The following is a 19,711-nucleotide window of genomic DNA, read 5'->3' as shown; positions in this document are numbered from 1 at the left end:
TTGGCACAGCTCCTGCAATACCTAAAGCAAAGGAAAGTGAGGAGCTTATCATGAAGCGACTAAATCAAGGACGAAGCCTACACATAGTTCAACATCTACGCCCTGGCGGTATAGAGAGTTTGGCATTAGAGATGCTAAGAACAGGCTCAGGGGACACCTATATCCTAAGCCTTGAAGGAAACAAACAAGAAGCTGTTGAAGCTTGGCCAAGACTGGAAGCCTTTTCTGACAAGCTCATCTTTATGAACAAAGACTCAGGCTTTTCTTTCACTCTAAGTGCAAGGATCAGAAGTGTTGTTTCGAGCTTAGATGTGGATGTGGTGCACTCTCATCATATCGGGCCTCTTATCTATGCAGGCCTAGCATTAAAAGGACTGAACCTCACCCATATCCACACCGAACACGATGCTTGGCACCTAGATAATCCAAAGCACCAGATGCTTGAAAAGCTGCTGCTAAAGATTGCCAAGCCAAGGCTGGTAGCCGATGCTGATTTGGTTGCTAAAAAGCTACAACGTCACTTCCCTACCGTTAAAATCAGTACCATTACCAACGGTATAGACTGCAATAAATTTAAGCCACGATCTCAAGCCCTTTCACGACAGCTGTTTGGCTTACCCCAAGGTAAAACACTGGTGGGTTGTGCCGGTCGACTAGAGACGGTGAAAGGCCATGCTCTTCTTATCAAAGCAATGCGCTTTCTTCCTCAAGATATCGCCCTAGCGATTGCAGGTTCTGGCAGCCAAAAAGAACAACTAAAAGACTTGGCTAGCTCACTTGGTCTAGAAAACCGTGTCTATTTTTTAGGGCAAATTGAGCACGTCGACCATTTTTACAGTGCCCTAGACCTATTTTGTCAGCCATCACAATGCGAAGGCTTCCCTCTTGCCACGCTAGAGGCTCAATCATGTGGCTGTCGCACCGTCGCTACGGATGTTGGTGCCACCTCTGAAACCTTGGCGCCACAAGGCTCACTGCTGGTGAAGCATAGAGGCGTCATTGGCTTATCACAAGCGCTCAAAGCAGGGTTACAGGGTAACTCTAATTATCTGCGAGAGTATGTTCAAACTCATCATTCTATCCAAATCATGACGCAAAAATATGCCCAACTTGCGGTTAAGAAGGAGTATGCATAATGACCAATTTGCAAATAGGTTTAGCCGCTCTGTTCACTGTAGCGAGTCTCTTAATTATCTACCACCATGTCGGTTATCCCCTGCTGCTTAAGTTTTTGGTTAGTCGCACTAAACCTAAGTCGATTACTTCTGATAGAAATTACAAAACTCAGCACGATGATAAAGATCTACCTTCAGTAAGTTTCGTGGTGCCTGCTTACAACGAGCAAGAGTGGATTGCAGAGAAAATCCGCAATATTGCTTGCTTGGATTATCCGAGAGATAAATTAAGAGTGATCATATTGTGCGACGGTTGTAGCGACGACACAGCAAGCATTGCGCGTATGACCATACAAGAAGCCATCTGCTCGGATACACTATTTGAAATCTTCGATGATGGAGTCAACCGAGGTAAAGTCGCACGAATCAACCAAGCGATGCGCATGGTGACTAGTGACGTAACCGTATTGAGCGATGTCTCAGCACTGGTATCGGTTGACGCCCTTTTAGTCTGCGCTAAACACTTCCAAGACGAGAATGTAGGCGTGGTGAACGGAACCTACACTCTATTGCAAGCTGGCAGTGAGGGCGAAGAGCAATACTGGCGCTATCAGGGCTTGATCAAATGTGCGGAAGCAGACCTTGCCACAAGCATTGGCTCACACGGCGCTTTCTACTCATTTAGAAGCAAACTGTTTGAGACTCTAGACGACAACACCATCAATGATGACTTCATTCTGCCAATGCAGATTGTAAGTAAAGGCTATGAGGCGCACTATGAAACCAATGTAGTTGCAACTGAGCTTGAACCAACGGACCTTACGCAAGACTTTAAGCGTCGCCTTCGTATCTCAGCTGGTAATATGCAGCAAGCCTTGGTGTTACTTAAACTGTTCCATCCCAAGTTTCGCACTATCGCATTCGCTTTTTTCTCTGGGAAAGGACTTCGCCTACTCACCCCTTACCTGATGCTGATATGTCTAGGCACAAGCCTTGCATTATACGAAGTAACCCCTTTTCAATGGCTGTTCTGGGGACAGGTCTCTATATATCTCACAGGTATCTTGGGTGTGGCAGCACCAGTCGTTCTGAAGTTTAAACCACTACAACTAATTCATTATTTGCTATCTGGTCATACAGCCAATTTGATCGGTGGCCTTAGCTATCTAGCCCGTAAACACTAGAAAAGGAATTTCTTATGTACGCTTTAACTAATTGCAATAAAAATGTAGGCACCGCCAAGCGCGTGTTTGACCTTGCAGGCGCAGGTCTGGTTCTACTCCTTACGCTACCATTGTTTCCATTTATCGCTCTGGCTATCGCTATCAACTCGCGAGGCCCTATCTTCTACAAACAACTTCGAGTAGGCCGCTCTACACCCGAGCAGATGCAGCTTTTTGAAATCATAAAATTTAGAACCATGTATCAAGACGCAGAGGCAAGATCGGGCGCGGTATGGGCAACAGAAAATGATCCTCGCATCACAGCCGTAGGACGCTTTTTAAGAAAGTCTCGCCTTGATGAACTTCCTCAGCTAATGAACGTATTAAAAGGTGAGATGTCTTTGATTGGCCCTCGTCCTGAGCGACCAAGCTTCTACCAAACCCTAGAGACAGAAATTCCATTCTTCGCTGACCGAACCTATGGCGTACTGCCTGGCATTACAGGTCTTGCACAGGTAAACCAAGGTTACGATACCAGTATTGAAGACGTTCGCTCTAAGGTTGGTTATGACCACAGCTACGCGCTCTCGCACGCAAACCTAACCACTTGGTTGATAACAGATCTATCAATCGCCTTTAAAACTCTGATCATAATGGTGGACGGTCGCGGCCGTTAATGACATCACTCTCTCCTTGTCCCTTTGCCCACTTCGGTGGGCTTTTTTTTTTCAGTTATCAAACACATTCTTATATTGAGAGTGCCTTTCTCAAATTGAAATAAAACGCCTTCAATTAGCCACCAAATAGTTGGCACGCATATTGAAACCTTATCAGTGAACAACAAGTAACAACCATGATAGGGACATCAAGATGAACAAAACCATTATCTCAAAGGTATGCCAAGGAGCACTGGTGTTAGGAGCAGCCTCATTTTTGCCTAGCACTCAGGCCGCCCCATTTAACACCTGTCCAAGTAAGGCATACCTATTTCAAGCAAACCCTGTACAGGTCTATGGTGTAAACCTAGTGACCGGTCAGAACCAGTTGCTACAAGGCGATACAGGTTTGGATGCCAACATAAACGGCGTAGGCTTCGACTTTAATGGTCGCTACATCTACGGTTACGACACCAGCAACAAGCAGATCGTTCGTCTAGGTGAGGATTTCCAAGCGGAGATCGTTAATACCTCTAACCTGCCAACGGGCTATACCTTTTATGTTGGTGATGTGTTTAACAGCCACTACTACCTATACCGCAAAGGTAAAGGCATGTATAAAATCGACCTAACACCACTGGATAACGACCCAAATGCTGTGCTAGACGTGGTTATGATCTCCGATACAGCAACCGTTAACCTGACCGATTTTGCCTTCCACCCGGATACAGAAAAACTGTATGGCGTAGACAACAACTCCGGCGTCTTGTACGAGTTCGACCCAAATACCGGCGCTGCAACCGCTATTGGTGATACCGGAGAAACCGGTACCTTTGGCGCAGGCTATTTCGATGTAAACGGCTATTACTATGTTGCACGAAACCAAGACGGTGCTATCTATCGTATCGACCTTTCAGACCCAGCAAAAATTGCTGAGGGAGATGTTCCAGCGGTGAAGTTTGCTGATGGTCCTTCTTCTTCTCAAAACGACGGCGCTCGCTGTGCTAACGCACCTCTGATTGATGAAGACTCTAATATCGACTTTGGTGACGCGCCAGATTCCTACTTCACTACCCTTGCGAGCAACGGTCCTCGCCACGCTATCGACGGCATGACCTACCTAGGTACCGCCCCCGATGGAGAGCAGGACGGTATGGTTACCCCACTTAGCGATAACTCTACAGGCCTAAATGATGAAGATGGCGTTGGTTTTGTTACCGCTATTGAACCAGGCCTAGATTCACTTGTTAACCTGCAAGCTTCAACCTCCGGCTATTTGTCAGCATGGTTTGATTGGAACCAAGACGGTGACTTTGATGATGAAGGCGAACATGTGTTCCAGGACGCAGAGTTAGACCAAGGAAACAATCCACTCTACTTTACTGTGCCAGCTAACGCAGCAATCGGCAGTACCTGGGCTCGATTCCGCTTTAGTCAGCAAACTGGACTGGACTATTTTGGTGGCGCTACCTCTGGTGAAGTAGAAGATTATACAATCAATGTGACCGGTGAGGGTATCAGTGTACGTTACTTCCCAAGTGAACAAGGCTATGCAACCTTGGCCTATGAAGATAACTGGCCATATACCGCAGATTACGACATGAATGATGTGGTCATGCACTACCGCATTACAGAGATACTGCGTGACGGCGAGGTGGTCAAATCACGAGTTCAAGGACGACTAGCCGCTGTTGGCGCCGATTATCACAACGGTTTTGCAGTGCGCCTACCGGGCATCTTAAGCGCTGACATCGATACCACACTTACTCGCCAGTACCACAATGGAGATTTACAAGTAGATTCTGGCTTAGAGCTCGACGCTAACGAGGCAATCTTTATCGTAGCTAATGACCTGTTAGATAAACATGCCAGTGACTGTCGCTTTTATCGCACACGTATGGACTGTAAAGAAAACGAGAAGTTCGCGTTTGACTTACACATCTCGTTTGCTCGAACCACAGAAGTAAATAACACTATGGCTGCGCCGTACGACCCATTTATCTTCGCGACCCCAGGTTACTACCACGGTGAAGGTCTGCCGTACCACCCAGGTCGTCAGTGGGAGGTTCATCTAGCGGATACCGCACCAACGGAGAAATTTAATCAAGAAGCGCTATGGCAGCTAGGTGTCGATACCAGTGACCCGTCTCAAGGACGCTACTTCAAGACCTCTAACAACCTTCCTTGGGCACTACTGATTGTTGAAGAATGGAAATGGCCAGTGGAGCGTGAAGACCTAGTTCAAACCTACCCAGAGTTTGCTGAGTTCGCTGAATCAGGTGGTGAGCGCAAGAAAACTTGGCACAAATTCAACCGCGGCAGAGCTTCAAAAATCTATCAATAATTGAAAAGGAATTTAGTTATGAAATCACATATCGCACTATCATTTATCTCTCTTGGCGTACTAACAGCATGTGGCGGTGGCTCAGGTGGCTCTAGCAATTCGGACGGAGGTAGCTCTTCATCCACCCCAACAGTAACTGAAACTGCGGAAGTAACCACGCCAACACAAGAAAATGCTGAAACCCGCAAGACATCAGAACTGGTTGTACCGGATGACTTTAATTACGACCCGACAGAGCAACTGACTGTAGATGTAGACATCAGCGCCCTGACCTCTGACAAAGCATATTTGTCCATCTATTCAGAATTTGATGAGCAAGGAGGTGAGTTCAAACCTGACTACCGTCACCGCGTTTCTGGTACGCCACTGGCAGACGGCAAAGCAAGCATGGAGCTGACCTTTCCATCACAGAATCAAGTTCTCCTAGCTGAGGTATGGTTCTTCGATGGCAGTGAACCGCTACAAAAACTGATCACTGCCGATGACCCAAGCTTCTACTACTAAATTAAGCTTTTACTTAGGTTATAAGCAAAACGGCGCCAATATGGCGCCGTTTCGCAGTGTACGAATTATCTACCCATCCACTCTCTTAACCCGTCCTGTCGCGAGCCCTACTCCAAACAACATGGCTAAAGCCCCCACTCCCATCGGGAGATAAGCGACATTGCCAACTCTAATATCACTGCTGATCTTTGAATAATTAGGGTCGTGTGGTAGATAGGTCACCAGAACATAATCGTGGGTGCGAAAGCGACGTTTCAACACGTAGTTTTCGGGTGTGGTTTTAAAGGTCTTACCCGCAATCTCAAACTCAGCTTCAGCGCTATACAGCCGCTTTCCCTCAGAATGGAGTTCGTCAAAAGAAACGATCTTGCCTAAGGTTTGGTGACCAAACGCCATCAAAGTAGAGTTATATACCACAGATTTAGCGCCAAACAACATGGCTCCAAGTCCCAGCAAGCAAATCAGCAGACCTTTTATTATTGTCATTTCGAATCACAAATATTTTTTGGTACACGATACTATAAACTAACTAAATGTTAAGGCAACAAAAACGGCTGATAAGAAAAGACCCGAGCAATTACTCAGGGCTTAAAATTAGAATTTACGGACAAAACGCCCGACTAAACCAGGGTGATAACTCCAGTTGTGACTGAAGATCTCAAGAAGATCAGGGTTACCATATTTTGAAAGGCTCACCGCATGGAAGCGATTGTGTTTCGCTTTCAGGTCTTCTACCTTAGCTATCATCTCATCGGACTGCTTAGGTGCTATGAAGTCTGACAGCACAACCATGTCGGCGTTGCGGTATTTGTCGCTGTGCATGAGTTCAATACAGGTCTCAAGCACGGGCTCAAAGTCTGTACCGCCGTGGAAGGTATAGGACAAGAAATCACTCGCCTCTCTCAATCCATCCTTCTTGGTTAGTTCATAGGTGATCTGCTCTGTAGAAAACAAGATTACATAGCAGTCACGTTTTTCAGCCATTGCAATCTGCATCAGAGCATACGCGATAGCCTTAGCGCACTGCTCTGGAAAGCCACTCATGGAACCAGAAGCATCCACACAGACAATAAACGGACCTTTCTCGACTTCTACATCGCTATGGGCAGGAGTTTGCGCATTTATCTTACGTAGGGTGCGTGCCTTACCCGAGGTGCGATAGTTCATCAACCGCTTATCGACTAGGTGCTTGTAGAAAATAACCTCAAGCTCCGGATAGGCAAGAAACATAGTTTCATTGGGTAGCATCTTGCTAAGATCATCGCTCTCGTGGATGCCCACGATATCATCCGTGGCCTCGTCAGAGTGCTCTTCCACTACCTCAAAATCGGCAGCCGGTGTGATCTGAAGATCCGGATCGTCCACTTGATTCGCCATACGACCCAGTTCATTGGCTATCTCTTTAAGACCACTGTGCTTTCGTAAAAACTTGGCATAGGTCGCCATGGTTTTAACATCGGTTCGAGACAACTTGGCCGCCGCCATATCCCATAGGCGCCCTAATTGCGCTTCATCGCCCTCTCCACCCAACTGACGCATGTTCTTCATGTTTTCCATGCGATTGTATAGGTCATCGAGGAACTTCTGCTTATCCTGCTCTAACTCATTAAGCTGAAGTTGTTTGATGGCGTTATAAAGGGACTGATACCACTGATCACAGAAGAAGTGCGCAAACATAGGGTTTGGTGTCTTTTTCTGTCTATCCAAAAGTTTTTTACCCTGAAAATAGAAATTACTCTTCTTCTCAAGCTTCTTAACGATTGAGTTGATGTCCTGATCGAACTGGGCTTCATCCCAGTGAATCACCTCTTGATACAGCGCCAACTCTTCTTGGATCTGCTCGGTCTCGCACACCTTAGTAATGCGTCTTTTCACCGTTTTACGCCACTTAAAAACGTGGTTCTTCATCGACGCCTGCATACCCGGCTTTTCTGAAGCCATGAGCACCTGGCTACGACCAATAAGATCGTTCACCGCACTCTCAACCATGCCTGAGTCTGCTACCGATATCGCTAAGTTAAGGGCGTCTACACCGAGCATTTATAACACCTTATTCAGAATAGTAATCGGCCATAAAGCCAATACGTTGAGCCAGTTTCTTAGATTGGCTTTGAGCCGCAACCAAAGAATCAGCCAGGTTTTGAAGTCCGGACTCCATCGCAGTTGGAAGTTCAGGTTCGATAAAGTTGTGTGGCAGTGCGCCATGAAAATCTGAGCGCACCTTAGTAAGGGTAAGCTCTGCTTTCTCGAGTTCATCCACCGCATTTTTCGCCAGCCCGTGCCATTTCTGATGGGTCTCTACATCTAGGCCCTTGTTGGTAACAAGACCCACTAGCACGGAGCGATTCGCGATGTCTTTAATCACTAGGTTGTCATCTGCATCCAACGCAAGCTTTAGAGAAACCATATTGGTATTTTGGTTTACGTAGCCATAAACATCACCACCGCCCTGAGAAACCACTTTCACTAGGTCGTTGTGTGGAACATAAACCCAACGTGAATCGCCTTTCTCATGTTCTGACACCGAGAGGTTACTCTGCAACAGAACCAACTTAACTAAGTTTCCGGTTGGACCAACCTTGTGCACGCGCCAGTCATCAAGATTCAGCTTAAAACCCTCTTTGCGAAGCAAGCCACCAGCGGCCTCATGAGCGACTTGAAGACTGTTCTGTACTTCAATCTCAGACTGCACATCTTCTAGGGTGCGTTTACTGCTCTCGATAACATGTAGAATATCGCTCTGTCCAAACGCATGGTTCAGTGCAAAGTCACGCATTACCTCGCGCACTATCACTCGAGATTCAGGGCTGTTCCATAGGCAGTCTTGGATAAGGATAAGATCAAGGGCATTGATCTTCTGACGTCCATTAAAGAAGGCACTGGCCTTAAGAAGTTTTACCGCCTTCTTCCAACGACGGTCAGAGACATACAAGTCATCCGCCTTAAGTGTAGTTTCAGACTCTTGATGACGCTCCTCAAGCATACTTTTCAGTAGATAAAGTTTGTCGAACAGTTCTTCACTCAAAGGTAACTGGTCAAGCTCGCTCAGCCATTCAGAGTATTCCTGATTGGAGATCTTAAGGTCATCAGGCACTTCCGCCTCTTGAGTGGTGCCAACAGTAAGCATGCTGAAGAAATTGCGCTTATCTTGGATACGGTTAACAAAGATGCGAACCAGCATACGGTCATAAAGCGCCTCAAGACCGCTGTCTTCATCCGGCAGTTCATTAGAAGCGGAGATCAATAGGCGCATAGGCACCTTTTCGATGTCGTTGCCGTTTTTAAAGGTCTTTTCATTAACGACCGTAAGAAGAGTGTTCAGAATTGCTGGACCTGCTTTCCAGATCTCATCGAGGAAAACCACATTCGCCTTGGGTAGATAGCCATCAGTAAGACGCACATAGCGGCCGTTATCTTTCAGCTCTTGAATGCTTAGCGGACCAAACACCTCTTCAGGTGTAGAAAATCGAGTCATCAGATATTCGAAATAGGTGCTGCTCTCAAACGCGTTAATTAGACGCTTTGCAATCAAACTTTTTGCGATGCCTGGAGGGCCGAGAAGAAAGACACTTTCACCAGAAAGTGCTGCGAGTAGACAGAGTTTGATGGTGTGTTCACGTTCATATACGCCGTCGGATAAATATTTTACGAGTTTATCGATCCGCTCAGAACGCAGGGCGCGCTCTGCATGTGAAACGCGACTAGGCTGCATCATTACTACACTCCATTTGATATGTTACTTAAATTTATATCCAAGTTAACAACATGTTACAACAGAAAACTACAAATGAACTCGATTTCATTTAACTAACCGCTGTATACCAAGTTAACGAGAGATTGATCACAGCGTAAACTTAGATTCCATAAATGGGATTTAACAATAGAGATCAATGCTTTAGTTTGTGCGATTACCTGTTGATTATAGTCAAGAGCAAAAGCGTGATCTAAGACATATAATCTCTACAATAATTCCCTTTCTCGACCGGATTTTATGCGCAAAATTATCCATAAATGGAAAAACCTCGCCCTAACCGAGGAAACCCTCACTTTACCCAATAATGTGTCAACTGCTCACACTTCAGTCGATCACCCCGGCGCCGTAGTTATATTGGCCAAGCTTGACGATAAAACAATTCTGCTACTTAACCAGTATCGCCCGTCATTAAAAGAGTGGCTACTAGAAATTCCAGCGGGCACGTTAGAGCCAAGCGAGAATCCACTTCCCGCAGCGAAACGTGAGCTTGAAGAGGAAACGGGCTATCGAGCGAAGAGATGGCACAGCCTAGGAAAACTGACTCCTATGGCAGGTTTTTGCAACGAAGTTCAATATCTGTTCGTTGCTGAAGAGCTCTCTCTAAGCAATAGCCTTACCCAAGATGAAGATGAGGTAATTGAGGTTCAAAAAGTTCCTGTTGCGGACCTTCTTAAAATGATACAAGACGAGCGTGTTACTGACGCCAAGACAATTGCCACTGTTTCAAAAGCCATGTTGTGTGGCAAACTGTGAAAAACGAACAAAGCAAAGGAAGTAAAATGGATTTTCGTTCAGACACCGTTACCCTACCCACTCCAGAAATGCGTGACGCTATGGCAAATGCCCCTGTCGGTGACGATGTTTATGGTGATGACCCAACCATCAACAAACTAGAAAACTGGGCAGCAGAGCGGCACGGTTTTGAAGCGGCGCTATTTACCTCTTCAGGCACTCAGGCAAACCTTCTTGGTCTTATGGCTCACTGCGAACGCGGTGACGAATATCTATGCGGCCAACAAGCACACAACTATCGCTATGAGGCTGGCGGTGCTGCGGTTCTTGGCTCTATTCAACCACAACCGATCATGAACGAACCTGACGGTACGCTTTGCTTTAAAAAGCTTGAAGCGGCTATTAAGCCAGACGATTTTCACTTCGCTCGCACTAAGCTTCTTAGTCTTGAAAACACCATCAATGGCAAAGTACTTCCACTTGAATACCTTGCCGAGGCTCGAGAGTTTGTAAACAAACACGGTCTTAAACTCCACCTAGACGGCGCTCGTGTTTATAACGCAGCGGTTGCGTTGGATGTAGATATTACCGAGATTGCTAAACACTTCGACACCATGACTATATGTCTATCAAAAGGTCTTTGTGCTCCTGTGGGTTCACTGCTTCTCGGCGACAAAGAAACCATTGAAAAAGCACGCCGCCTACGCAAGATGGTGGGTGGTGCCATGCGTCAAGCAGGTGTCTTAGGCGCGGCAGGCATGCTAGCGCTAACAGAGCAAACCAAACGCCTGAAAGAGGATCACGATAATGCGAAGAAACTCGCTATTGCACTCGCTGAGCTACCTGGTTTCTCGGTTAATCCAGATTTTATTCAAACCAATATCGTGTTTGCTAAGCTGGATGAGACTGTAGATATTGATAATATCGCGAAGAAGCTTGAGAAAGATGGCATCTTGATGTCGCCAAGCAATCCTGTGCGATTTGTAACGCACAAGGACATCAGCGAATCAGATATTGATGTGTTTGTTGAGAAATTAAAAGCACTGCTTTAAACAAAGACTAAGCATTACAAGTATCTGTTAAAGGTCTAGCCATTACAGCTAGACCTTTTTTGGTTCTAATCTAGCGTAACTGAAACCTTATCTTCAGCACCCCATCCAGCAAACCGAAAATGCTATAACTGCCCTCTCAAGCATTCTAAATCAGCGGTTTCATCTATGAACATTTTCTCTTTTAAGGGACGTACCACACGCAGAGTCTATTGGTCTATGTGGGTATTCAACATCATCCTGATACTCGCTATGCGATTTGGCCTACACGGTGATTTCAGTAATCACGACCCAGCGAACGCATCCACAGGTGGAACCATAGCCGTGTTTGTAATCAGTATCTTGATGCTATGGTGGTCTCTAGCCATTCAGGTAAAACGCCTGCATGATCTAGATAAAAAAGGTTGGTGGGTAATTCTCAACCTTATTCCTTATCTGGGTTCTGGAGCGCTGATGGTTTACCTGGGCTGTTTTAAAGGCACAGATGGCGAGAATCGTTTTGGTGCCAAAGCCACCTAAACAGAAAACCTCGGAATGAACATCCGAGGTTTTTTGTTATTTCCTGTGCGCTTTACCACGATTCTTATGAATACCCAGCTTAGCCTTCATCTTCCGCTTCTCAGAAGCACGGCTTCGACCGCGACGACCTGAAGGTTCATCAATTACGTTCTCAATTGGGCTTGGCTCATAGCCTTCTAGCCACTCTTGAGGAAGCTTCTTGTCTAGCAATCGCTCAATAGCTTTAAGCAGATATTCTTCGTCGTGACTCATCAAAGAAACCGCATGACCTTTATGACCCGCTCGCCCACTTCGTCCAATGCGGTGCACATAATCTTCTGCCTTAAATGGCATATCGAAGTTCACTACGTGTTCTAGCTCTTTAATGTCGATACCCCGAGCTGCAACGTCAGTTGCAATCATGGCGCGGGCCTTACCGGATTTGAAATCTTCAAGGGCACGAGTACGAGCACCTTGGCTCTTGTCACCGTGCATTGAAACGGCTTGGATACCATCCAGTTTCAGTTCTTTAGAAAGTGCCTCAGCCCCCTCTTTTGTGCGGCAGAACACTAAAACCTGTTGCCAGTTCTTAGAACCGATAAGATAAGAGAGCAGCTCACGCTTACGCTTTTTATCCACCGGATACACTATCTGCTCAACACTATCAGCTGTAGAGTTCGCAGGTGATACCTCAACTTCAACCGGCGTATTCAAGATCTTGTAAGCCAGATTCTTGATGCCCTTGTTGAAGGTTGCAGAGAAAAACAGGGTCTGTTTTTCTTTGCTGAGCTTGTTCATAATGCGTTTGATATCCGGCATAAAGCCCATATCTAGCATGCGGTCAGCTTCATCGAGCACTAGGGTTTGAACCGTATCGAGACGGAGCGTCTTATTAAACAGATGATCCAGCAGGCGACCCGGTGTGGCAATCAATACATCACAGCCCTTAGTCAGCATTTCTGCCTGAACACCAAAGCTGGTACCGCCATATACCACGCCTACCTTTAGCTCAGTAGATTCCCCATATTGAGTGATTGCTGTAAACACTTGCTGAGCAAGCTCACGCGTAGGCACCAAAACCAAGGCGCGGATCTCGCAAGGTGTTTGAGGGTTTACTGGCTTAGATGGTTGTTCACTCAACTTTTGCAAAATCGGCAAACCAAAAGCAATGGTTTTACCCGTGCCCGTTTGCGCTGCCGCCAATACGTCTCGCCCTTCAAGTACAAATGGAATCGCTTCGTGTTGTACAGGAGTTGGCTCGGTAATATGCAGGTTAGTTAGTGTTGTAACGAATTGCTCCGCTACACCCAGTTTTGCAAAAGAAGAATCAGTCATTATCAGAATGTAATCATTAGAATTGGCGCAAGTTTACTTGATTTTAGACACAGCTTCGATGAGTTCTGGATAAAAGCGCAAAAAGACCTGTTCCAACTCGTCATAGTGTTCAACAAGATGTTGATGGCAGAGGGCCAAAGGTGCCATTCTTGGTGAGCGTTTAGACATACGCATCAGCGCATAGCCGATGTTGTCCATGTCGCGATAGGACTCGAACCACTCTCCATCCCACATAGAAGACACCACCCTAGAATAGCGCTCAGGAAGATCACCAGAGACATGCTTAGGATGAGTGTGGGAGCTTACACTACGACAAAACTGCTTAAAGCCCTTGGAATGAAATCTATCCCAGTGCGTGATTAGACAATGGTCCCAGTGCACATCCAACGCGATTGGAGCAAAGCGTCGCTGCTGTCCAAATAGAGGAAGGATCGCTTTGATGTCTGGGTGGTTATCGGTATAGCTATCCACAAAGCGGTGGATTCGAATACCTTCAACCCAATCCTCTTGGTACTTGCCCGTTGGGTCACCTCTTACAAAGTCCCCCAGCAGGTTTCCCACCAAGCTAGTATTACTGACATCCGCGATATGCAGATGCGCCAAGAAGTTCATACTATTCCCTACTGCGCTTTCGATACTCTCTTGGAGAGCAGCCAAAGTGCTTGCTAAATCTATGAGTGAAATTGTAAGGGTCGTGATAGCCAAGACGCTGAGCTATTAGACCCACACTCCAATCTTCATATTTTAATAGATCCACCGCTTTTTCCATGCGAAGTTCTATCAGTCTCTTTCTTGGAGAGACACCATACAAAGATTTGCACACCCGATTAAGTTGCTCTTGGCTCAAGAAACAGCGCTCTGCAATGTATGCGACTGTCCAATTTAAGTGCAGCTGTGATTCGATTTCATTAAACAAGGTTTGCACACGAATGGATGAGCTAAAAGGCTTAGGCTCGAAGCCGGCCAAGATTCGACTTACCTCACTAATAAGAAGCCTTCGATAACTCGGGCGTCCGTCTACCTCTAGGTGAAGCAGGTTCATTAAAGACCAGATCTGTTCGCTAGATTGAAACGGCAGTACCGCTTGGCCGTTAGAGATAAGGTTGTCCCATTTAGGCACGGTTTCTAGAAGGATCCATACCATTTTCCAGCGGCTGTCTTCTGGATGCAGTTCAAACCTGTGCGGCATATGCGCTGGAAGCACAGCCATTGAATAGGGCTCCAACTCTTTCACGTAATTTGCAGTGGTCAACATGCCACGACCTTCTAGGGTGATCAGTAAGGTATGCACCATCACCCCTTCACGTTCGATCTCGTAGCCGTTCTCAAGCTCAGCCAATCCAGCCATAAAATAACAGCTCTCCGATAACTCTGGGATATCAGAGTTCGTCAGAAAGCGCTCTTTGCATTCCGGACTCAGAAATACCTTGTCTGACCACTCATTTTTAGGTGCAAACTGTTGCATGACAGATTTGCACAGCTTTTGTCTGACTTCTAACATGCCAAATAGCCTAGTAGATGAATAACATACCCGCTCATAAGCACTTATTTTTATGGAGGTAGGTATGACGAGTCAAAATATAAATGAATCTAAGACAAATATAATCCCTGACGGCTTTTTCAATAAAGTTACCCGTCTTGCCCTGCCTGTTGCCATTCAAAGTGCGCTAGTTGCTCTTTTGCAGTTGGCCGACGTGCTCATGGTGAGTGATTTTGGTAAAGAAGCGACCGCATCTGTGGGTATCGCAACTAAATGGCACTTTGTGATCATCATGATCTCAGCAGGTATCGCCAGTGCCAACGGTATTTTGGTTGCGCAGTATTGGGGACGACGTGATGCTGACTCAGCCAAAACCGTTACCAAGCTTGCGATGAAATACGGCACTTGGCTGATGATACCGTTAACCCTAGCGATAACCCTGGGCTCTGAGATCATCATGCTGCTACAAACCTCAGATGCTGAAGTAATTCGTCTTGGTTCTACGTATCTTTGGTATAGCATCCCTGTGCTCACGCTGACGCACTGGATTATTGTTGCTGAATCTAGCCTGCGTAGTTCCGGTAACGCCATGCTACCGCTGATTCTCGGCAGTTTGACTGTGTTCCTTAATATCGGCCTAAACTTCTGGTTGATCAAAGGTGGACTTGGCGTTGAGGCTATGGGAGTGGCTGGCGCCGCACTTGCAACCACCATCGCTCGTGTATTCCAAGTGGTAGCCATAGGCTATGTACTTTACAAGATGAACCACTGGACTATCCGAGCAAGCCTATTACCCGATCCAAGCAGACTGGCACGCTCGTTTAAAAAGCTAGCGATCCCATCTACCGCCAACACTATTTTGTGGGCATTTGGTACTCTGACTTATCAGGTGATTTTTGGTCATATGGGTACAACCGAACTTGCCGTTTTCAGCATGATGGGACCATTCGAAGGGCTTTGCTATTCTGCCTTCTTTGGTATCGCTGTCGCATGCTCGGTCATGATCGGTCAATCTTTAGGCAATGACGAGTTCGCACAAGCTGAATCCATGGCAAACTGGTTTATTAAGGCGATATTTGGATGTTCAATCGTACTTGCGATAGCCGTGTATATATTCAAGGAAAGCATACTTGGCGGTCTCAATCTGACCTCGCCTGAGCTTTATGAATTAGCAGCACCAGCTATGTCTGTGTTCACCGTGCTTCTTGGCATTCGAATGCTCAACATGGTGATCATCGTGGGAATCCTTCGTGCTGGCGGTGAAAACAGCTTCTGCCTGCGCATGGACTTTATCGCCATGTGGATGGTGGGTATTCCATGTTTGGCGATCGGCGCTTACATCTTCAATCTGCCGTTTGAATATGTGTATGCGCTAATGCTGACCGAAGAGATTGTGAAGTTTGGCCTGTGCTTTAAGCGTTTCCAAAAACGTATCTGGGTGAAGAACCTAACCTTGAGCCCTGCATAAATGGAAAAATAAGATTGAGGCATGACCTGCATTCTCGCTTTCGCTAGACTGTGGGTTTTGCCTTCTCGGAAATCTTAGTGTCCAATCTTATCTCTTATCTCAACACCAAACGCCACGGTTTTATCATTCTCGCCATCATGGCTCTGGGCATTAGCCTGATCTCACTAATCTCAGGTCCATTTGACCTGTTATCAACGCCTTCGGACTTCACGGGTAGTCTACTCACCTACCTTACCTATTCCGCCGGCAGCCAGGGCTTTTTGATTACACTCGCTATTTTGATGTTGGGATTGCTACTCGCTTCAACGGACAAAAAACAGTTCATCAAGGTAGGTATTGGCTTTGGTGTATTGTTGGTCCTTTGCTTTGCCGGTAAAACTGGCCTGAAACACCTTACTCAAAGCCCTCGTCCATACACAGAAGCGTTAGTGCAACTAAAGCTTATCGATACACCACAGCAATTTTATAGCTATGCCGAGTCTACCCAAGACACGCTAGTACAAACGGCGGCTGAGTACGTCTCTCACTATCGAATTGGACACTGGTTACACGAAACCGACTACTCCTTCCCATCCGGCCACACTGTGTTTGTAGCCGCTTGCTTGGTCTTCTTTGGTGGACTGGCGCTTAGCCAAAAACGTTACGCGGTAACTGGAATTTTGCTTGTTTGGGCTTTAGGAGTTGCCTATAGCAGGCTCTGGCTTGGCATGCATAGACCAGAGGATCTGTTTGGTTCCATGGCATTTGTAGCTCTTCTCTATCTACTAATACCTATTCCCAAGTATCGATAGCAGCACGTATCAGCTGCATATGGATGGGAACCAAATCGCTGTGATTAGAACGGTACCCACCTCCCACAACCGCAGCAATGGGGATCTGTTTACGCTTGGCTAACGAGAACATAAAACAATCTCGTTGATAGATCCCCTGCGTCGAGATATTCAAATAACCAAGCTCATCATCGACATGGATATCGACCCCCGCATCATAGATAATCATATCTGGCTGATGCAATGAGATAGCCAGTTCAACCACAGAAGTGAAGGATTGCATAAATTCTTCATCTTGAGTCTCACGGGCAAACTCTATATCCAAATCAGAGCTGGGTTTTCTCGCCGGAAAATTCTTATCGCAATGGAAAGAAAGAGTAATGATATCGGGATTACCAGAGCAAATGGTGGCCGTGCCATCGCCTTGATGCACATCGCTATCAATGATCAGCACCTTATCCACATCAGCATGCTCTAGCGCCTTATGCGCAGCAATCGCAAGGTCGTTAAATAGACAAAAGCCGCTACCAAAATCATGATGAGCATGGTGATAACCACCACTAAGGTGTATGGCAACGCCTTTGTCTATTGCTTGCAATGCCGTCTCTACCGTCCCACCCGTAGAAGTAAGGGTTCGCTCGATTAATGACTCACTCCAAGGAAAGCCAATACGACGCATCTTTGGTGCAGGTAGTTGCCCGCTAGCCAACGCCTCTACATAGTCACTGCTGTGGCTTTTCTTTATATCATCCAAGGTTAGGGCTGCAGGCTCTACAAACTCTACTTTTGTCGAGTCCAAATCACTTTTTATTGCCTCAAATAGAAGGCGATATTTCATGATCGGATAACGATGTCCCTTGGGCAAAGGAAGCTCAGAATAGATAGGATGATAGATAAGAGGTAGCATTCGAGGCTTAGCATTATGGTTGTCTGATCACATTCTTATTGATGTCTGCGGTGAAAGGAAGCAAAATGTCGCCCCTTATTCGCTAGCACGCTTAATTGAAACACTTCGACTAGGCTCTAGTAACCCTCCACTAAAAAGTAGAACATCTATGAGCTTTGACTCCCTTGGCCTTTCCCTCCCTATTCTTCGAGCAATTGAAGACTTAGGTTATACCAAAGCCTCTCCAATTCAGGAGAAAGCCATCCCTGCGATTATCGACGGTAAAGACGTTATGGCGGCGGCACAAACCGGCACAGGCAAAACGGCAGGTTTCACTCTGCCACTACTAGAAAGGTTAAGTACGGGTCCAAGACCAAAGAGCAATCACGTACGAGCGCTGGTATTAACTCCAACGCGCGAGCTTGCGGCTCAGGTTCACGACAGCGTTGAGAAATACGGTATCCACCTACAAACCACTTCCAACGTGGTATTCGGTGGCGTAAAGATCAATCCTCAAATGATGAAATTGCGCCGTGGCTGCGATGTATTGGTGGCAACACCTGGTCGTCTTCTTGATCTATACAACCAAAACGCAGTTAAGTTTGACCAACTTGAAGTATTGGTTCTTGATGAAGCCGACCGTATGTTGGACATGGGCTTCATTCGTGACATCAAGAAAGTTTTAGCGCTACTGCCTGAAGAGAGACAAAACCTGCTTTTCTCTGCCACCTTCTCTCCTGAAATTCGCGAGTTGGCAAGAGACTTGGTAAACAACCCTGTTGAGATCTCGGTAAACCCGCCAAACTCAACCACTAAGCTTGTTGAGCAAAGCATCTATGTTTCTGACAAGAAGCAAAAGTCTGCGATCCTAGCCAAGCTAATCACCCAAGGGGATTGGCAGCAGGTGTTGGTGTTTAGTAAGACTAAGCATGGCGCAAACCGACTGGCTCGCTTTTTGGAAGGACAAAAGATCACAGCTTTGCCAATCCACGGTAATAAAAGCCAAGGTGCTCGTACTAAGGCGTTGGAAGAGTTCAAAAGCGGTAAGATTCGCGTGCTAGTGGCAACCGATATTGCTGCCCGTGGTCTAGACATACCTCAATTACCGCAAGTGGTTAACTTCGACCTGCCACATGTCTCAGAAGACTATGTACACCGCATTGGTCGTACAGGTCGCGCGGGAGAAACGGGTAAAGCCTACTCTCTTGTGTGCTCAGATGAGGCAAAAGAGCTGTTTGCTATCGAGCGCTTGATTGGTAAGGTTCTTGATAGACACGAAATGGAAGGCCATAAACCAGTAAATCCAGTGCCGGAATCAAAACTGGATACCCGACCTATCAAACCTAAGAAGCCGAAAAAACCTAAGAAGCCTAAGGTGGGTCATAAAGATGGCCAGCGTTCCGGTGAAAATGCGTCAGGGCATAAACCTGCAAATAAGAACAAACGCCATTCTACTAAACCAGGCGGTGGTCAAAGCAACAACAGTAAGAAACCGAGCAGCAACAAACCTAGCTCTAAGCCTAAGCGCCGCCCGCAACGTGCCGGTTCAGCAAAGGCTAGTTAATAGTCGTTTTTTGGCGTCTCAGATAACGATTTGAGACGTTCTGCTTAGGCAATTCAGGTACCTGTCGCTTTTCGTGGCGCAGGTGCCGAATAGCTAATAAAGGATGCTTAAGCAGCATTCTAGGTCCGCTAAATCGCATTACCGCTCGCATCTGCTCTTTTGGCTCAGGTTTATAGCAGTGTACCGGGCAGGTATTACAGGTAGGCTTCTCCTGACCAAACACACATCTGTCTAGTTTAGTCTCAGCATACTCTTTCAGTTCACAGCACTCAGGGCACAGACCCTTGATCATTCCGTGATGATGTCGGCAGTAGATCTCTATCATGGCACTCACCGTTTTAAACTCAGTCAGTAGCTCGCCCTGTAGGATTTTAGAGATAGAATTTGCTTGTC

At 46.4% G+C, this 19,711-nt stretch carries 19 protein-coding genes; 11 read left to right on the top strand and 8 right to left on the bottom strand.

Features of this window, described 5'->3' with window-relative positions:
* Positions 1–50: 50 nt before the first annotated feature.
* The 5 genes from Pcarn_RS20310 to Pcarn_RS20290 all read left to right on the top strand — a co-directional run bounded on the left by Pcarn_RS20310 (position 51) and on the right by Pcarn_RS20290 (position 5,782).
* Positions 51–1,136, top strand: a complete 1,086-nt coding sequence (locus Pcarn_RS20310; protein WP_261836142.1) for a glycosyltransferase — start codon at positions 51–53, stop codon at positions 1,134–1,136.
* Positions 1,136–2,299, top strand: a complete 1,164-nt coding sequence (locus tag Pcarn_RS20305; RefSeq protein WP_261836141.1) for a glycosyltransferase family 2 protein — start codon at positions 1,136–1,138, stop codon at positions 2,297–2,299. The genes Pcarn_RS20310 and Pcarn_RS20305 overlap by 1 nt, the downstream gene beginning before the upstream one ends.
* A gap of 14 nt (positions 2,300–2,313) precedes the next feature.
* Complete coding sequence (locus Pcarn_RS20300) at positions 2,314–2,955, top strand: sugar transferase (protein ID WP_261836140.1); 642 nt, start codon at positions 2,314–2,316, stop codon at positions 2,953–2,955.
* Between the two features lie 193 nt (positions 2,956–3,148).
* Positions 3,149–5,278 (top strand): LruC domain-containing protein, encoded by a 2,130-nt coding sequence (locus Pcarn_RS20295; protein ID WP_261836139.1) that lies wholly within the window; start codon positions 3,149–3,151, stop codon positions 5,276–5,278.
* Between the two features lie 18 nt (positions 5,279–5,296).
* Positions 5,297–5,782, top strand: a complete 486-nt coding sequence (locus Pcarn_RS20290; protein WP_261836138.1) for a hypothetical protein — start codon at positions 5,297–5,299, stop codon at positions 5,780–5,782.
* 69 nt (positions 5,783–5,851) lie between these two features.
* Here Pcarn_RS20290 and Pcarn_RS20285 read toward each other — a convergent pair whose 3' ends face one another.
* From Pcarn_RS20285 to Pcarn_RS20275, 3 genes are all read right to left on the bottom strand, one after another.
* The gene (locus Pcarn_RS20285; RefSeq protein ID WP_261836137.1) at positions 5,852–6,268 is read right to left on the bottom strand and encodes a DUF3592 domain-containing protein; all 417 of its coding nucleotides are present in this window, start codon (positions 6,266–6,268) and stop codon (positions 5,852–5,854) included.
* Between the two features lie 108 nt (positions 6,269–6,376).
* Positions 6,377–7,822 (bottom strand): ATPase RavA stimulator ViaA, encoded by a 1,446-nt coding sequence (gene viaA / locus Pcarn_RS20280; protein ID WP_261836136.1) that lies wholly within the window; start codon positions 7,820–7,822, stop codon positions 6,377–6,379.
* Between the two features lie 10 nt (positions 7,823–7,832).
* Positions 7,833–9,497 (bottom strand): ATPase RavA domain-containing protein, encoded by a 1,665-nt coding sequence (locus Pcarn_RS20275; protein WP_261836135.1) that lies wholly within the window; start codon positions 9,495–9,497, stop codon positions 7,833–7,835.
* A 276-nt stretch (positions 9,498–9,773) separates the two neighbouring features.
* Here Pcarn_RS20275 and Pcarn_RS20270 point away from each other — a divergent pair, with 276 nt between their 5' ends.
* The 3 genes from Pcarn_RS20270 to Pcarn_RS20260 all read left to right on the top strand — a co-directional run bounded on the left by Pcarn_RS20270 (position 9,774) and on the right by Pcarn_RS20260 (position 11,836).
* The gene (locus Pcarn_RS20270; RefSeq protein ID WP_261836134.1) at positions 9,774–10,289 is read left to right on the top strand and encodes an NUDIX hydrolase; all 516 of its coding nucleotides are present in this window, start codon (positions 9,774–9,776) and stop codon (positions 10,287–10,289) included.
* Between the two features lie 26 nt (positions 10,290–10,315).
* Positions 10,316–11,320 (top strand): low-specificity L-threonine aldolase, encoded by a 1,005-nt coding sequence (gene ltaE / locus Pcarn_RS20265; protein WP_261836133.1) that lies wholly within the window; start codon positions 10,316–10,318, stop codon positions 11,318–11,320.
* Between the two features lie 165 nt (positions 11,321–11,485).
* Positions 11,486–11,836 (top strand): DUF805 domain-containing protein, encoded by a 351-nt coding sequence (locus Pcarn_RS20260; RefSeq protein ID WP_261836132.1) that lies wholly within the window; start codon positions 11,486–11,488, stop codon positions 11,834–11,836.
* A gap of 36 nt (positions 11,837–11,872) precedes the next feature.
* Here Pcarn_RS20260 and Pcarn_RS20255 read toward each other — a convergent pair whose 3' ends face one another.
* The 3 genes from Pcarn_RS20255 to Pcarn_RS20245 are packed head-to-tail and all read right to left on the bottom strand — an operon-like array spanning position 11,873 to position 14,651.
* Positions 11,873–13,150, bottom strand: a complete 1,278-nt coding sequence (locus Pcarn_RS20255; protein WP_261836131.1) for a DEAD/DEAH box helicase — start codon at positions 13,148–13,150, stop codon at positions 11,873–11,875.
* 33 nt (positions 13,151–13,183) lie between these two features.
* Positions 13,184–13,762, bottom strand: coding sequence for an acyl carrier protein phosphodiesterase (locus Pcarn_RS20250; protein WP_261836130.1), 579 nt, complete (start codon positions 13,760–13,762; stop codon positions 13,184–13,186).
* Between the two features lies 1 nt (position 13,763).
* On the bottom strand, positions 13,764–14,651 hold the full coding sequence (locus Pcarn_RS20245) for a helix-turn-helix transcriptional regulator (RefSeq protein ID WP_261836129.1): 888 nt from the start codon (positions 14,649–14,651) through the stop codon (positions 13,764–13,766).
* A gap of 64 nt (positions 14,652–14,715) precedes the next feature.
* Between Pcarn_RS20245 and Pcarn_RS20240 the strand changes: the two genes are divergently transcribed.
* A complete protein-coding gene (locus Pcarn_RS20240) occupies positions 14,716–16,098 on the top strand; it encodes an MATE family efflux transporter (RefSeq protein WP_261836128.1) in 1,383 nt (460 codons plus the stop codon).
* Positions 16,099–16,175: 77 nt separating this feature from the next.
* Entirely contained in the window at positions 16,176–16,889 is a 714-nt protein-coding gene (locus Pcarn_RS20235; protein WP_261836127.1) for a phosphatase PAP2 family protein, read from the top strand.
* On the opposite strand, the gene Pcarn_RS20230 is transcribed toward Pcarn_RS20235, so the two are convergent.
* The gene (locus Pcarn_RS20230; protein WP_261836126.1) at positions 16,870–17,775 is read right to left on the bottom strand and encodes a histone deacetylase family protein; all 906 of its coding nucleotides are present in this window, start codon (positions 17,773–17,775) and stop codon (positions 16,870–16,872) included. The genes Pcarn_RS20235 and Pcarn_RS20230 overlap by 20 nt on opposite strands.
* Positions 17,776–17,923: 148 nt before the next feature.
* Between Pcarn_RS20230 and Pcarn_RS20225 the strand changes: the two genes are divergently transcribed.
* A complete protein-coding gene (locus Pcarn_RS20225; RefSeq protein WP_261836125.1) occupies positions 17,924–19,318 on the top strand; it encodes a DEAD/DEAH box helicase in 1,395 nt (464 codons plus the stop codon).
* On the opposite strand, the gene Pcarn_RS20220 is transcribed toward Pcarn_RS20225, so the two are convergent.
* Positions 19,311–19,697, bottom strand: a complete 387-nt coding sequence (locus Pcarn_RS20220; protein WP_261837326.1) for a nitrous oxide-stimulated promoter family protein — start codon at positions 19,695–19,697, stop codon at positions 19,311–19,313. The genes Pcarn_RS20225 and Pcarn_RS20220 overlap by 8 nt on opposite strands.
* Positions 19,698–19,711: the final 14 nt, after the last annotated feature.

Origin of the sequence: Vibrio ishigakensis (genome assembly GCF_024347675.1) — a bacterium.
GTDB lineage: Bacteria > Pseudomonadota > Gammaproteobacteria > Enterobacterales > Vibrionaceae > Vibrio > Vibrio ishigakensis.
The sequence above is the reverse complement of the archived record's forward strand: the minus strand, read 5'-3'. Positions and strand labels throughout refer to the sequence as shown.

Excerpts from the sequence above, each read along its gene's own strand:
- Pcarn_RS20285 (WP_261836137.1), bottom strand. The coding sequence starts at position 6,268 with ATGACAATAATAAAAGGTCTGCTGATTTGCTTGCTGGGACTTGGAGCC.
- Pcarn_RS20260 (WP_261836132.1), top strand. The coding sequence starts at position 11,486 with ATGAACATTTTCTCTTTTAAGGGACGTACCACACGCAGAGTCTATTGG.
- Pcarn_RS20250 (WP_261836130.1), bottom strand. The coding sequence starts at position 13,762 with ATGAACTTCTTGGCGCATCTGCATATCGCGGATGTCAGTAATACTAGC.
- Pcarn_RS20245 (WP_261836129.1), bottom strand. The coding sequence starts at position 14,651 with ATGTTAGAAGTCAGACAAAAGCTGTGCAAATCTGTCATGCAACAGTTT.
- ltaE (WP_261836133.1), top strand. The coding sequence starts at position 10,316 with ATGGATTTTCGTTCAGACACCGTTACCCTACCCACTCCAGAAATGCGT.
- Pcarn_RS20300 (WP_261836140.1), top strand. The coding sequence starts at position 2,314 with ATGTACGCTTTAACTAATTGCAATAAAAATGTAGGCACCGCCAAGCGC.
- viaA (WP_261836136.1), bottom strand. The coding sequence starts at position 7,822 with ATGCTCGGTGTAGACGCCCTTAACTTAGCGATATCGGTAGCAGACTCA.
- Pcarn_RS20305 (WP_261836141.1), top strand. The coding sequence starts at position 1,136 with ATGACCAATTTGCAAATAGGTTTAGCCGCTCTGTTCACTGTAGCGAGT.
- Pcarn_RS20275 (WP_261836135.1), bottom strand. The coding sequence starts at position 9,497 with ATGATGCAGCCTAGTCGCGTTTCACATGCAGAGCGCGCCCTGCGTTCT.
- Pcarn_RS20295 (WP_261836139.1), top strand. The coding sequence starts at position 3,149 with ATGAACAAAACCATTATCTCAAAGGTATGCCAAGGAGCACTGGTGTTA.
- Pcarn_RS20310 (WP_261836142.1), top strand. The coding sequence starts at position 51 with ATGAAGCGACTAAATCAAGGACGAAGCCTACACATAGTTCAACATCTA.
- Pcarn_RS20270 (WP_261836134.1), top strand. The coding sequence starts at position 9,774 with ATGCGCAAAATTATCCATAAATGGAAAAACCTCGCCCTAACCGAGGAA.
- Pcarn_RS20290 (WP_261836138.1), top strand. The coding sequence starts at position 5,297 with ATGAAATCACATATCGCACTATCATTTATCTCTCTTGGCGTACTAACA.
- Pcarn_RS20230 (WP_261836126.1), bottom strand. The coding sequence starts at position 17,775 with ATGCTACCTCTTATCTATCATCCTATCTATTCTGAGCTTCCTTTGCCC.
- Pcarn_RS20240 (WP_261836128.1), top strand. The coding sequence starts at position 14,716 with ATGACGAGTCAAAATATAAATGAATCTAAGACAAATATAATCCCTGAC.
- Pcarn_RS20255 (WP_261836131.1), bottom strand. The coding sequence starts at position 13,150 with ATGACTGATTCTTCTTTTGCAAAACTGGGTGTAGCGGAGCAATTCGTT.
- Pcarn_RS20225 (WP_261836125.1), top strand. The coding sequence starts at position 17,924 with ATGAGCTTTGACTCCCTTGGCCTTTCCCTCCCTATTCTTCGAGCAATT.